The organism is Shewanella gelidii, from assembly GCF_014647855.1.
GTDB lineage: Bacteria > Pseudomonadota > Gammaproteobacteria > Enterobacterales > Shewanellaceae > Shewanella > Shewanella gelidii.
The window spans coordinates 91,299-105,115 of sequence record NZ_BMPZ01000007.1; the positions used below are offsets into that span (position 1 = coordinate 91,299).

At 43.8% G+C, this 13,817-nt stretch carries 10 protein-coding genes and 2 tRNA genes; 7 read left to right on the forward strand and 5 right to left on the reverse strand.

Annotated features, from left to right (window positions below; genetic code table 11):
- The first annotated feature begins 14 nt into the window (after window positions 1-14).
- Window positions 15-1,835, forward strand: coding sequence for an AsmA family protein (locus IEY18_RS12805; protein ID WP_188921438.1), 1,821 nt, complete (start codon window positions 15-17; stop codon window positions 1,833-1,835).
- The gene (locus tag IEY18_RS12810; RefSeq protein ID WP_188921440.1) at window positions 1,836-2,570 is read left to right on the forward strand and encodes a BsuPI-related putative proteinase inhibitor; all 735 of its coding nucleotides are present in this window, start codon (window positions 1,836-1,838) and stop codon (window positions 2,568-2,570) included.
- 73 nt (window positions 2,571-2,643) lie between these two features.
- Here the strand turns inward: IEY18_RS12810 and IEY18_RS12815 are convergent, their stop codons facing one another.
- The 3 genes from IEY18_RS12815 to gloB form a co-directional block, all read right to left on the reverse strand.
- Window positions 2,644-4,194: a methyl-accepting chemotaxis protein gene (locus IEY18_RS12815; protein WP_188921442.1), complete on the reverse strand. Its 1,551-nt coding sequence runs from the start codon at window positions 4,192-4,194 to the stop codon at window positions 2,644-2,646.
- A gap of 192 nt (window positions 4,195-4,386) precedes the next feature.
- Complete coding sequence (locus IEY18_RS12820) at window positions 4,387-5,961, reverse strand: lytic transglycosylase (RefSeq protein ID WP_188921444.1); 1,575 nt, start codon at window positions 5,959-5,961, stop codon at window positions 4,387-4,389.
- Between the two features lie 266 nt (window positions 5,962-6,227).
- On the reverse strand, window positions 6,228-7,004 hold the full coding sequence (gene gloB, locus IEY18_RS12825; RefSeq protein ID WP_188921446.1) for a hydroxyacylglutathione hydrolase: 777 nt from the start codon (window positions 7,002-7,004) through the stop codon (window positions 6,228-6,230).
- 209 nt (window positions 7,005-7,213) lie between these two features.
- Between gloB and IEY18_RS12830 the strand changes: the two genes are divergently transcribed.
- Window positions 7,214-7,954: a methyltransferase domain-containing protein gene (locus IEY18_RS12830; RefSeq protein ID WP_188921448.1), complete on the forward strand. Its 741-nt coding sequence runs from the start codon at window positions 7,214-7,216 to the stop codon at window positions 7,952-7,954.
- Window positions 7,955-8,059: 105 nt separating this feature from the next.
- On the opposite strand, the gene rnhA is transcribed toward IEY18_RS12830, so the two are convergent.
- Window positions 8,060-8,530 carry a ribonuclease HI gene (gene rnhA / locus IEY18_RS12835; RefSeq protein WP_188921450.1) on the reverse strand — a complete coding sequence of 157 codons (471 nt, stop codon included), beginning with the start codon at window positions 8,528-8,530 and terminating at the stop codon, window positions 8,060-8,062.
- 240 nt (window positions 8,531-8,770) lie between these two features.
- On the opposite strand from rnhA, the gene dnaQ reads away from it, so the two are divergent.
- The 4 genes from dnaQ (at window position 8,771) to IEY18_RS12855 (ending at window position 11,195) form a co-directional block, all read left to right on the forward strand.
- A complete protein-coding gene (dnaQ, locus tag IEY18_RS12840; protein ID WP_188921452.1) occupies window positions 8,771-9,499 on the forward strand; it encodes a DNA polymerase III subunit epsilon in 729 nt (242 codons plus the stop codon).
- A gap of 10 nt (window positions 9,500-9,509) precedes the next feature.
- Entirely contained in the window at window positions 9,510-10,814 is a 1,305-nt protein-coding gene (locus tag IEY18_RS12845; protein WP_188921454.1) for a TIGR03503 family protein, read from the forward strand.
- A gap of 178 nt (window positions 10,815-10,992) precedes the next feature.
- Window positions 10,993-11,069: transfer RNA gene (locus IEY18_RS12850), tRNA-Asp, on the forward strand.
- A gap of 49 nt (window positions 11,070-11,118) precedes the next feature.
- Window positions 11,119-11,195: transfer RNA gene (locus IEY18_RS12855), tRNA-Asp, on the forward strand.
- A 128-nt stretch (window positions 11,196-11,323) separates the two neighbouring features.
- Here IEY18_RS12855 and fadE read toward each other — a convergent pair.
- Window positions 11,324-13,771: an acyl-CoA dehydrogenase FadE gene (fadE, locus tag IEY18_RS12860; protein ID WP_188921456.1), complete on the reverse strand. Its 2,448-nt coding sequence runs from the start codon at window positions 13,769-13,771 to the stop codon at window positions 11,324-11,326.
- Window positions 13,772-13,817 lie beyond the last annotated feature (46 nt).

Here is a 13,817-nt window from a genome sequence, read left to right on the forward strand (position 1 = left end):
ATAAGGATTTTACTATGAAAGCTGTTAAGTGGATTTTGATTGGTATGATCGTACTGGTCGTTGGCGTTGTCGTATATATTACGTCAGTTTTTGACCCCAACGATTTTAAACCCCAAGTTGTTGATCAGGTAAAGCAGCAGACTGGTCGCGATTTAACGATATCGAAAGATCTAACCTGGACTTTTTTCCCAACGTTGGGCATTGAGCTCGGAGGCATCGCATTATCTAATCCCGAAGGGTTTAATCTTGCTTCCATGGTTGAAGTGAACCAAGTCGTTGCAGAAGTTGCGTTGATGCCTCTATTTAGTAAGCAAGTTGAAATTTCTCAGCTGAACTTAGACGGATTAAAACTAAACTTAGTGACTCAAAAAGGTGGTAAAACGAGCTTTGATGGGTTGTCTCAGGATGAAAAAAAGAAAACTGAAGAAGCCCCTGCGGGTAGCAATCAAATTCAATTAGATTCACTTAACATTGGTGGTGTTTCAATTACCAATACTGAAATTAACCTAGTTGATGAAGCGGCAGAAGTCACTCAAACTTTTCTATTAAAATCTTTGACTTTGGGTCAGTTTTCACTGGGCCAATTTGCCTCATTAGATTATGAATTTGCTGCCAAATTGCCAGACATGGAACTAAAGAGTTTAGGTCAAGGCCAACTTCGTGTGTCTAAGGATTTAAAGCAACTGCAAGTGAAAGACTTCAAAGTTGAAAACACAGTCACTGGGGAGGGGATCCCTAATAAGCAATTAATAGCAACGTTACTTTCAAATATACAAGTCGCACTTGATAGTCAAAATTTAACCGTTGAGTTAAACGAGTTTGTTGCAGCAGATATTCGAGGCAGTGGTAAGCTCGATATCGCTTACGGCCGTCAGGTTCCTTCGATTCAAGCGAGCTTAGATTTTGGTGATATTGATTTGGATAAAATGCTACCGAAGTCAGAAGCAACAGAAGATGAACAAGCTTCTACAAGCCAGCCTGCTGTCGAACCAGACTTACGAGGCATGAAAAGTGTAAATGCAGACGTGAAGTTAACCGCTAAATCGATAAAAGTTGCCAATTTGTTGACCCAAAATTGGGCGCTTAACTTCAAGTTGAAAGATGGTGTCCTCAATGTGAGTCAACTGAGTTCTGATCTATATCAAGGTAAGCTCAAGGCAACGGCGAGGCTTGATGGTCGCAAAGCGATTGCTCAATATCAATTTGACAAAGTTCTGCAAGGTGTTCAAGTAGGCGATTTATTGAAAGACGCTGCTGAAATTGATTTCTTGTCAGGTACGGCGAGTTTCAACGTAAAAGGTTCTGGTCGTAGTTTGCTGCCAGATAATATTAAGAAGAACCTTGATGCGAAGGGCAAATTTGATGTTGCTGACGGTGCGCTCTATGGTGTGAATATTCCCCATATGCTGCGTTCAGCGCAAGCCAAACTTAAGGGGGACATGTCTTCTGCGCAAGCATCAGAACAAAAAACAGACTTCTCAAGTTTAACGGGTCGTTTCAATGTCAAAAACGGTGTCGCGTCGAACCCTGACTTACTCATGGCTTCTCCACTGATCCGTGTTAAAGGTGGTGGTAAAGCAAATATTGTGAACGAGTCGATTGATTATAAGTTAACCACGAATGTCGTGGGCTCTTTACAAGGTCAAGGCGGCAGTGATGATATGAAAGGTTTGGAGATCCCGTTTGCGATTAAAGGAACTTTCCAAGAACCAAAATTCTCGCTTGATACAAGTGGCCTAATGGATGCAAAAATTAAGCAAGAGACGGAAAAAGTAAAAGATAAAGCCAAGAAAAAGTTAAAGGATTCATTGCTTGAAAAATTTGGAGGCTTTTAATTGAAATTATTCAAAACCACATCAGTCGCTCTGGCGGTAATCGCTGTACTTTCAGTGACGGCGTGCAATGAGCAAAAGGTTGAGTCAAAGCCAACAAATCCATCGGATGGTGACAAAACGCAACAATTAGAGGTTGAACAGCCGCAAGTTGCTGCAGTTACATCTGGTGCTGAGCAACCTCAAGCAACTCAGCAGCAGGAATCAGCATCCAACCGTGGTCATAAGGCTGAACTTACACAAGGCCTCAAAGCAGCAGAAGTATCGCAGCTGCTATCTCAGCAAGTTGAGCAGGTTGTTGATATCGGAAGCTTAAAGCAAAAGGGGGCTAAGGAGCTTGCTATGCTAACGCCGTTAACGGGCAAGTTAAAAGTGGCTCGATCATTTGATGTCCAACTCGGTCTAAAGGTGACCTTAACGGCGACCAACACCACCCAGGTTTCAGTGCCACTCGTATTTTCTTCTGGTAAAACTGCTGATTTAGAGATTGTTGATAATATGGGTAAAACAGTATGGCGTTGGTCAAACGATATGATGTTTACTCAGGCTCTTTCAGAAAAACAGCTTATTGCGGGTCGTGATATCTCAACAAGCTTTTACATTCCAAAAGATGTGCTTGAAAGCTTAAAAGGTGAGGGATACCGGTTACGAGCAATATTGGCTGCGAAGGTTCAAGAGGCTGACACCCCAGCGATGGCACCCGTTGAGAAAGCGTTTGATGTTCCAAACTTGATGTAAAACCTGAGCGATAAAAAAACCTTGTTGGCTAAACGCAAACAAGGTTTTTTGCTTTTATGGCAACTCAAAAAGGTTAATTGAATTGAGAAACAAGCTCTGTTTGGCGATGCCCTTGAGCGCTTATCTCTTGGCTATGAATCGCGGCGTTTGCACAGTTATCTTCAAATTGGCCTATTCCTGCTTGTAACTCCATGGCGTTGTTATAAATTTGATTTACAACCGTTGCTTGTTCTTCTGCTGCGACAGCGATTTGTTCACCATTTGCTTCGATAATCTGCATCACTTCACTGACAGATATTAAATTTTGCTCAAGCATTTTGCCTGATTCGACGCTTTTATTGGTGAGCTGATGACTTTCTTCCATTTGTGTAACGGCTTGAGAAGTAGTCTGGCTTAAAGAGTTAATAATATTGTGGATCTCTTGTGCTGAGGTTGCCGAACGAGTGGCAAGATTACGTACTTCATCCGCAACCACTGCAAATCCACGACCAGCATTACCAGCTCGAGCTGCTTCGATCGCGGCATTGAGTGCGAGTAGGTTGGTCTGTTCAGCTAAATTTTCAATCACTTCGACGACTTGGTTTACACTCTGACATTGCTGATCGAGTGCTGATATCGCACCGCGAGATTCTTCAAGAAGTGCCGTAATCTCTAAGGTTGCAGTTTGGCTGCTATCTAGCGCTGTTTTAGTCGCGTCAATTTGCTTAACCAGCTGGTGGATTTCTGAAGTTGAGTTGGCGGTATTTTGGGCAATATCTGTTACTGATGAATTCATTTGACCAATTGCGGTCACAACTTGCTCTAAGCTTTGTGATTGTTCATCTAACTGGCTTTGATTGTTTTGATTTTGCTCTTGGTGTTCTTCAAGACCTTGCTGTAAATGTTCGCCACTATCTTTAATGCGGCCGATGACAGCTAAGGTTTCAGCCTTTTGCATTCTTAAGCTTAACTCAATATGAGAAAGCTCATCGATATAGCCGGTGTAAACAAACTGATTTAGCGGGTTGTCATGAACTTTCTTGCTGAGTGCTAGAGTTCGATTGAATCGTTGTTTTAAATTAAGTAATGGCCAGAGGAAGCTAGCTATCGCAGTTGTTATCGCGACAAATATTTGCCAAGTTGTAAGGTGGGGAAGGCTGGCGATTAAAGCGCAGGAAACCAACCAGCCTATGAGCAGCTTAGTAATGATACTCAAACCAAAGAAGGGCTTTGCTGCTTTACCTGCATTAACGGCGTCATAACAAGCTTGAGCGCGCTGAGTGAGTTCAGGTTCCGGCTTTGTTCTGACGGATTGGTATTCACAAATACTACCATTGCGCTTAATTGGGGTGACGTAGGCATTCACCCAGTAGTATTTGCCGCTTTTACATTTGTTCTTTACCAAGCCCATCCAGCTTTGGCCTTGTTTAATGGTGTCCCATAGGTTGCCAAAGGCGGCTTTAGGCATATCTGGGTGGCGAATGATATTGTGTGGTTTGCCGAGTAACTCCTCGCTTTCGAAACCGCATACTTCGGTGAAATCTTTGTTCACATGGGTAATGATGCTATCAAGATCCGTTGTTGAGAGGATTTTGTAGTCTGAAGGGTAAGTCACTTCTTCATTGATAATATTTTTAGCCGTCATGTTTCTACTTCAATAGTTACAAGCGAGTTGCAGGGGCGAGGTGTGCAGGAATTATTAATGAGAAAAGGTGATATTTATGTGACGATTCGCTAATTTAACTGTGAAAAATTAAGAAGCATTTCAATTGTATGAAATAGGTCACGCCAATCAAAAGTATGACGTGCGTAACCTATCAATTTAGGGGCCAGATTGTTACACATTTACCTTGGTTACATCGACAAAAAGCTTGAGCATTTGTCCCGGCTGAAGGTATTTACTTGCTTGAATACTATTCCAGCGTAGGAGATCATTTACTGTGACATTAAATTTACTGGCGATACGTGCCAAGGAGTCACCGCTGCGTACTTTGTAATTAACCTTACGCATTACCGAGGTTTTTGACTGATTATCACTGACCGTATTTGCCCAAATCACCAGCTTTTGGTTTAGCTGTAATGCTGTTTTGGGTGTGATGTTATTCCATTGAGCAAGTTGGGAAATTTTAACTTTGTGGTTTTTGGCAATTTTCCATAATGAGTCACCAGATTTCACTTGATAGTCAATTTTAAAGTTTGCACGTTTTCTATTCTTGTTTTTTGAGTGCCGATTATCCAGTGTCAGTGCATACTGTTTTGGATCTTTTGCCGCAACAGGAATCAATAAATGCCGACCTGCGACAATGGTATTGCCTGAGATGTTGTTGACTGAACGCAACACTGCAATATTGGTATGGTATCGCTTGGCAATCACACCAATACTGTCACCAGGTTTGATTTTATATCTGAGCCAATTCAATCGTTCATTTGGCTTGGTTTGGGCGATTTGAGTTTTAAAAGCAGCCACTTTTTCTACAGGGAGCACCAAGCGATGTGGTCCATCTGGCGAAGTTGCCCAGCGATTATATCCAGGGTTTAGGCGATGTAACCCGTCGATGCTCATGTCCGCAAGCTCAGCCGCAAACGCCAAATCAATCTGACTTCCGATATCAACCACAGCAATTTTTTGCTGATTATCAATAGGTGTCAATTGAATGCCATATTTCTTGGCGTTTTTAATGACATCGGCTAACGCGATCAGTTGAGGGACGTAATGTTCGGTCTCTTTTGGTAAATCTAAAGCCCAAAAGTCAGTGGGTTTACCTTGTCGTTTATTTTTTTTGATGGCTTTGAGGACGCGACCTTCACCGGTATTGTACGCCGCAATCGCATATAACCAATTGCCTTTCGTTTTTTTGTGTAAGTATTGCATCATGTCCAAAGCGGCTGTGGTCGCTGCAGGAACGTCTCGACGACCGTCGTACCACCAGTTCATATGAAGGCCAAAATGCTTTGCCATAGGCGAGGTGAATTGCCAGAGCCCTGAAGCTGCGCCATGGGAGTACGCAAATGGGTCAAATGCACTTTCGACAATGGGTAATAGTGCCAACTCAATTGGGAGGCCTCTTGCTTCAATTTTCTCGACAATATGCAACATAAACGGTTGTGCACGTTTAGAAATCTCAGCCAGATGACGTGGGTTCTTGATATATTTTTGGCGATAATAATTGACTAGTTTATGGTCTGGCACATCGAAAGTGATTTGGCGACTAATTCTATGCCATACATCGGTTACTGGCGCCGCTTGTTTCACTTCTACGATTGGACTTGGTACGGAAACCGCTTGGGGTTGTATAAGTTCAGGGGCTTGAGTCGTCTGAGGCACGGGCTCTGTAGTTGCCACGCAGCCAGTTAGCAAAAAGGCGCAGCTTAGAAATGAGCAACTTAAAATAGACGGTAAAGTAATTCGCATATGATTCGTATACTGCAACTTAAGTTTGAAGGCAGTTTATCTCGATCTCGTTAGTAATTTAGCGCTGCATTGTATGTTAAAACGAGCAGCTTGTCTGTTCGACGAACCACAAATGTCAGCAATTCGTTGGATGACTTTGCTTAGATTGCGCGCCTTGTCATGGGGGCAATTCGCGTAACCTTTACGATTCCTAATCATTAGACCACGCAAATACGCAGATTGTGCTGCTCAATGTATCTAATAAATATATTTAACTATGCAAGTGACTAGTAGTTGTCCTTCCACTTCCTCAGTAGCGTAAAGGTCTCTAACTCACTCTGGGGCTGAATACCGGTTTGCTGCTGTATACGGTTGCGAATATTTGATGTGTAGCAACGTAAGAATGGATTAATTGCTAATTCGGTTTCGAGCGTGCTTGGGATGCTTGGCTGTCGTTGTTCTCTCAAATTGCTGACCTTGCGGACATAATCGGCAAGCATTTGATTTTGAGGATCGACATCACGAGCAAATGCTAAGTTTGCTTGTGTATATTCATGGGCACAGAAAATACGGGTTTGTGGTGGAAGTTCAGCGAGCTTTTTAAGGCTGGATAGCATTTGTTTAGCTGTACCTTCAAACAATCGTCCGCAACCGCCACTAAATAATGTGTCACCACAAAAAAGATTGTCTTCAATTAAATAGGCAATATGGCCAGCGGTATGACCTGGAACTTGAATCACCTGAGCACTGAGTTCGAGAGGGAGTAGCGAGATAGACTCTTGGGTTTCAATTTCGTGGGTTATGCCAGAAATCGTTTCTCGTTTGGGGCCGAAGACTGTGAGTTGCTGACCAAAGTGTGTTTGTAATGCTTGTATGCCCCCAGTGTGATCATGGTGATGATGAGTGATGAGTATACTTTTTAGAATGAGCTTGTTGGTGTTGAGGTAACGAATGACGGCTTGCGCATCGCCAGGGTCTACAACGACGACACCGGATTGATCGTGAGCTTGAATGCCCCAAATATAATTATCATCAAAAGCTGGGATAGTGTGGATTTTAATCATAATGCCATCGGTTACCAATTCAATATTATTGACTATTTTAACGGGAGTGTGCGGTATTTGTATATCTTTTACCTGTCTTACATCTTGGGTTGGAATTTTGACAAACTATTGAGAAGAAAGAATTAAATGAAAGGCTTGTCCCACGAATACTTTGGCGTATATGATGTTTATTCATCCAATCATTGGTTTACTTGTCGAGGGGGCTTTGTTTGTCTGACCATGTTAATCATTCGCCACGTGCCTGCAAACCAATCCACTGGGGCGATCTACCAAGCGGTGAGCTAGTACAAGCGAATGTGCAGGATTACCTTGAAACTTGGTGGCCTAAAGTATTTGGTTACCATCTTTTGAAACTCGGTGAACTCAGTGCAGGGCTCAACAGCATGCAATGTTCTATACCGCATCAGGTGATGTTATTTGAACAAGACTTTGCCAGTGTGATTGGACGTTTTGAAAATTTACCTTTGCAGAATTCTTGTATCGATGCGGCATTGATGACACTGCTGTTAGAGTTTGAAGACGACCCATATCGTATCTTAAGAGAATTAGACCGAGTCATTATTTCTGGTGGCTATCTTTTTATTGTTGGTATTAATCCACTGAGTTCTATATTTTTTGGGAAAATGTGGCCGAAATATCAGGCTCGCGTACCTTGGTGTGGCCATTTTTTTACACCTGCTCGAGTGAAAGATTGGCTAGGCTTATTAGGTTATCAAGTGGTTGCTGATGAGCGAATGGTCTTCCATTCGTTATTGAAAGAAGCCAATCCTAAAAGCATATGGCAGCACACGTTAGAAGCTTGGTTGCCAAATGCTGGAAGCTTCTATGTATTGGTTGCTAGAAAGCTCGACTCACCATTAACACCTGTTCGTCAAAAGCGAAAGGTTCGGCAAACGAAATGGTCGCCTGCACCGACAGCGGGTAAAGCGACCCCCCGTAGCAAATCATAAAGCCGTGTGTTCAGTATCAATTGTCCACATTGAGGCTCGATTACCAGATATTGTGTGGAAAAATCGGTTTGTGGTGGTTGTGGTTCATAAATTATAAATGTAGGACTAAGGGTTATATCCCTTGTCCTCTTGGCTCGGATTTGCTTCTGCCGCATTCCGAGCAAGCACATCACAACGTTCATTTTCGACATGACCAGCGTGGCCTTTTACCCACTGCCAATCAATTTGATGATGCTGTGATGCAGCATCAAGCCGTTTCCAAAGATCGACATTTTTAACCGGTTGTTTGCTCGCTGTTTTCCAGTTTTTCTTTTTCCAGCCGTGGATCCATTGTGTGATCCCTTGCCGCATGTATTGGCTATCACTTGTCAGTACGATTTGGCAGGGCTCTTTTAGTGCTTCAAGGGCTATGATCGGGGCTAACAATTCCATGCGGTTGTTAGTGGTAAGCGCAAATCCATCGGCAAGCTCTTTGGTATGTTCATTATATTTCATTACAATTCCATAGCCCCCGGGGCCAGGGTTGCCTAGGCAAGAGCCGTCTGTGAATATTTGGATCTTTTTTAAGTCGCTCATGAATTTCCGCACACTTGTTAAAATTGTCATGGCGAGTATATACCTAACACCGTTCGATGGGCAAAGTGATGTGGGAACGAAGCCGTAACCGACGTTACAACTGGGTGATTTTAGTACGGGTGAGCTCCTCAGTAGCGAATTACTTGCGCAATTTACAAAATAAGACGGTAAAGTATTGTCATGAACGTTTAGCGTTATTGCGTCTTAGTCCATGATTTCTGACATAAAGTGATTTAGTTTATGAATATTGTTTCAAAAGCATCCCGCCAAATAATTCTTGATACCGAAACAACGGGTATGAATCAGGCGAGCGGTCCGGTTTATATCGGCCATCGAATTATTGAAATTGGTTGTGTTGAAGTCATCAACCGGAAATTAACGGGTCGTCACTATCATGAGTATATAAATCCTGGTCAATTGATTGATGAAGAAGCCATCGCTGTCCATGGTATTACCAATGAAGCTGTTGCGAATAAGCCGCGTTTTCATGAAATCGCGCAATCATTTATCGAATTTATTGATGGTGCAGAGATTGTTGCACATAACGCGCCGTTTGATGTGAGTTTCATGGATCATGAGTTTTCTATGCTGCAGCCCAGTGGTCCTAAAACCGCAGATATATGCCAAATTCTAGATTCCCTTGATATTGCAAAATTTCTTCACCCTGGACAAAAGAACAACCTTGATGCGCTCTGTAAGCGTTACGGTATCGACAACTCCAAGCGTGATTTGCACGGCGCATTACTTGATGCCGAAATCCTAGCTGATGTTTATTTGGTCATGACCGGTGGCCAAACTAAACTTAAATTATCGAATGAGGAAGAAGGGCAAGAAGGCGGAGGAATTGTCCGCTTAGATGCAAACAGAGGAAGGCTTAAAGTGATCTCCGCTTCTGCCGATGAACTAAATAAGCATGAACAGCGTCTTGATTTAATTGATAAGTCTGGACAATGCCTCTGGAGAGGATAATTTTCTATTTATGAATCGCTACCTTTGTACTCTTGTCAGTTGTCTGCTTCTATTCAGCTTAGCCTGTCCGGTCAAAGCGGAGGTGGTGCCTTTATCGCAAGCGATGGAGCTTAAAAATAGATTTCGCATCGACCATATGGTTGAAAGCGTTACCTTGATGATACAGCGGGATTATGGTTCTGCGCCGGTTGTGATTGTGTTGCCAGATGGCAGTAAGTGGTATGCGAGTCGTCACCCCAAAGAGCAAGTGCAATGGCTTGACGGTGTAACGGGGGACATTATTACAATTGCTAATCCGGTTCCGGGTCCATGGCAGTTGCTAGGCCGCGTATCTGAAGGTTCACAAATTAAATTCTTATCTAAGTTGGCCATTCAAGTTGACCCTTTACCCCAGCCACTGTTTCAAGGTGAGCGTATTAAAGTCATGGCGAAACTCATCGGTGATGAGCAAAAAGTGCGAATGCCTGGCTTAGATTATTTGGTTGAATGGACCGCTCGGTTTGCGAGTGAACATTTGCCAGGAGATGAAAATTTTGCATCGGGTACTTTTATTGTTGGTTCCTACAAAGATAATGGCGAAGAACTCGATGAGCGCCCCGATGACGGTGATTTTACTGGCAAATTAAATTTAAGCCAGCCTTGGGGGAACTATACATTCCAAGTGAGAGCGCGGAACAATATTTTCACCCGTGAGTATAAACAGTCGTTTCGTCTTTCTCCGATCCCCATTACGGTTAATATCGTGAAGCCCGAAGATCCTTTAACAGAACGATGGCATTTAGCTGTACAAGTTGATCAAGAATTGCTTAACCTTGAAGAGACTCACTTTGCCTTTGAGTTGCTGGGACCAGCAGGTTTGCAATTACCTGTTATTCAAGATGGCGTGTTACAGCAATCGTCGCAGATAGAGCTTCCCGTTGTCACAGAATTTGGCAGTTACCGCCTTAAAGGTACAGCGGCGAGCACCACCAAAGAGGGACGAGAGATCACGTTGAGCTTGCCAGAGGTCTTTTTTAATCTCGTACAGCCACCGCCACCGCCACCTACAGCCGAAGAGTTGGCTGCAATCGCAGCTCGGCAGGCTGAAATTGCAGAAAAAGAAGCCCGTGACAAAGCCGTATTCTGGATTGCTGTTGTCAATAGTGTGCTATTGATTGTTGGTGCCTTAGGTTTAGTGATTTGGCGTAAGCGTCAGAGTCTAGCGAGAAATTTAAAGCAAGCAGAAGAGAATTTGGATGTCGAAGAGCCTAAATCTAAACCTAGTTTAGAAAGTACGCTAGATGACATTGATTTGACGATTCCTGACGACAATTAGATCTTCACTAAAACTTTCGTTTTTTATGTGGAATTGGGGTGATTTTTGATCCTTGTTTCGCGGTGATTCTAAAGTCGATTGATTTGGTTTGTTTGTTTTTTGACTAAACGGATCTCAACTGTTGAAAAAGTTGTTGACGACGGTCTGCTCCGTACGTATTATTCCTCGCAACTTGAGGGGAGCGGTAGTTCAGTTGGTTAGAATACCGGCCTGTCACGCCGGGGGTCGCGGGTTCGAGTCCCGTCCGCTCCGCCAATCAAGTTACCTAATTTAATTATATGGCTGAGCCGTATGATAAGAGTTAGGAGCGGTAGTTCAGTTGGTTAGAATACCGGCCTGTCACGCCGGGGGTCGCGGGTTCGAGTCCCGTCCGCTCCGCCAAACAATCAAGCCCTTGCTATAAAGCAAGGGCTTTTTTGTATGCCAGTCACTATATTGTGTATTTACTGGTTGTTACTCCAATAAAAAGAGACCCGAAGGTCTCTTTGTTGTTTAAGGTTATTGCTTCACTAAGCTGCTTGATGTTGAGGCGGAGGGGTGATGGATTGCGCTTTCAACTCATCGGAATCAAAATCATCCACGTTAATTGACTTCATTCTGCCAATTTCTGCACGTTCTAATAAAGCCACCTCGTCGTCATTCAAGACACCTAACTCTTTACCTTGAGCGGCAATTTTATCAAGCCACATAAATGGTAGGCGTTTATTGGCAGCTTCGCACACTTTGTCGTAAAGCGGCTCACAAGCCAGAATGTCTTTAAATGTTTGCTCTTGAACACCAACAGGATTGTTTTCATGGGCTTCCCAGAACTGTCCTTCACCTAAACGGTCACGACTCGCACTTGGTGTTTGCATGATTTTGGCAACCTTATGATCAAGGGTGTCACTAGGGCGCTTGATTGGGCGACCGTACGGGAATATCGCTAGGCGTAGCGCAAAACCCAGGCCCATCGGGAAGTTATCAAGCAGTTCATCAAGTGACGTTTGCAATTTAAATAGTGCATCTTCAACAGCCCACTGAACTAAGGGTAGATCTTCAACTAATCGTCCATCGTCTTGGTAGCGTTTTAAGGTCGCAGACGCAAGATATAGCTGGCTGAGGAGGTCACCCAAACGAGCGGAAATTCGTTCTTTTCGTTTAAGGTTGCCGCCCAGGGTTGCCATTGCTAAATCCGACAGCAACGCCAAGTTAGCACTGAATCGATTCATATGTTGATAGTAGCGTTCAGTTTGATCTGTATAAGGCGAGTTCGAGAAGCGGCTAGAAGTTAAGCCAAGCCACACACTTTTTACAAAGTTGCTTGTCGTAAATCCAATATGCCCAAACAGTGCAGAGTCAAAGTTATCAAGACCTTGGGTAGTATCTGGGTCAAAAGCAGCTTCCATTTCAGCGAGTACATAGGGGTGACAACGAATCGCACCTTGTCCATAAATGATCATGGAGCGAGTGAGAATATTTGCACCTTCAACCGTAATGGCAATGGGAGCGGCTTGATAGCCACGGCCGAGATAGTTATTAGGGCCAAGGCAGACACCTTTACCACCATGAATATCCATCGCGTCGATAACGCATCGTTGCATTCTGTCGGTTAAGTGATACTTAACGATGGCAGAAATTACCGAAGGCTTTTCACCTAAATCAATTCCTGTGGTCGTTAACGAAGTCACTGCATCCATTAGGTAAGCATTGCCGCCAATACGAGCCATTGGCTCTTCAATACCTTCAAGCTTACCGATGGGGAGTTTAAATTGACGACGGATACGGGCATAAGCACCCGTGGCCAGCGCAGAAGTTTTAACGCCGCCAGCTGAATTTGAGGGTAGGGTAATGCCGCGACCTACAGATAAACATTCAACAAGCATACGCCAACCTTGCCCTGCCATTTCTGGACCACCAATAATGAAGCTAAGTGGAACAAACACTTCATTGCCTCGTGTTGGGCCATTTTGGAACATGCAATTTAATGGGAAATGGCGACGACCCGTGTCGACACCTTCAATATCGGTTGGAATGAGAGCGCAGGTAATGCCTAAGTCTTTTTCTGAGCCTAGGAGCTGATCCGGATCTTGCAGTTTGAATGCTAAACCTAGCACGGTCGCAACAGGAGCAAGCGTGATGTAACGCTTGTTCCAAGTCAGCTTCATGCCAAGAACTTCTTCACCTTGCCATTCGCCCTTACAAACAATTCCAAAGTCTGGAATAGCGCCGGCATCACTTCCTGCTTCAGGGCTAGTTAACGCAAAACAGGGGACTTCTAGACCCTTTGCAAGCCTTGGTAAGTAATGGTCTTGCTGCTCTGGCGTACCATAGTGTTGAAGGAGTTCGCCTGGGCCTAAGGAATTCGGTACACCGACCGTTGAAGCGAGTTCACTACTTACGCCAGCTAGTTTTTGTAGCACACGAGATTGTGCATAAGCCGAGTATTCAAGACCACCATACTTTTTCTTAATGATCATGGCGAAGAAGCCATTGTCTTTTAGGTATTGCCAAACATCAGCTGGTAGATCGGCGAGTTCGTGAGACACTTGGTGCTGGCTAAGCATACGGCATACTTCTTCTACTGGTCCGTCTAAAAATGCTTGTTCTTCAGCACTAAGGCGTGAAACTGGATAGTTGTGAAGCTTTTTCCAGTTTGGATTTCCCGCAAAGAGGTCGGCTTCCCACCAAGTGGTACCGGCTTCAATCGCTTCTTTTTCTGTGCTCGACATTTCAGGCATGATGCCTTTGTACATCTTTAACAGTGGGCGAGTAATAACGCTCTGCCTAAAGCTATTGATATTAAGCGGTAGTGCAATGGCCAAGAATACAATCCATGAAGCAACGCCCACGACATCGAGTGCTGCACCAAAGGCCATGACGATTGCCGCTACGATTGTTGTGGTCAGCAATGAAATTTGTAAGTAGGACATTGTCCCTAAAACTAATATCATTGCGACGATCCAAAGTAGGCTAGTCACTATATTTCTCCCTTTCTGTTTACTGTTTACATCCTTTACAAATGGG

Coding starts and splice junctions, on each gene's coding strand:
- IEY18_RS12805 (WP_188921438.1), top strand. CDS start 15: ATGAAAGCTGTTAAGTGGATTTTGATTGGTATGATCGTACTGGTCGTT.
- IEY18_RS12815 (WP_188921442.1), bottom strand. CDS start 4,194: ATGACGGCTAAAAATATTATCAATGAAGAAGTGACTTACCCTTCAGAC.
- IEY18_RS12820 (WP_188921444.1), bottom strand. CDS start 5,961: ATGCGAATTACTTTACCGTCTATTTTAAGTTGCTCATTTCTAAGCTGC.
- gloB (WP_188921446.1), bottom strand. CDS start 7,004: ATGATTAAAATCCACACTATCCCAGCTTTTGATGATAATTATATTTGG.
- rnhA (WP_188921450.1), bottom strand. CDS start 8,530: ATGAGCGACTTAAAAAAGATCCAAATATTCACAGACGGCTCTTGCCTA.
- dnaQ (WP_188921452.1), top strand. CDS start 8,771: ATGAATATTGTTTCAAAAGCATCCCGCCAAATAATTCTTGATACCGAA.
- IEY18_RS12845 (WP_188921454.1), top strand. CDS start 9,510: ATGAATCGCTACCTTTGTACTCTTGTCAGTTGTCTGCTTCTATTCAGC.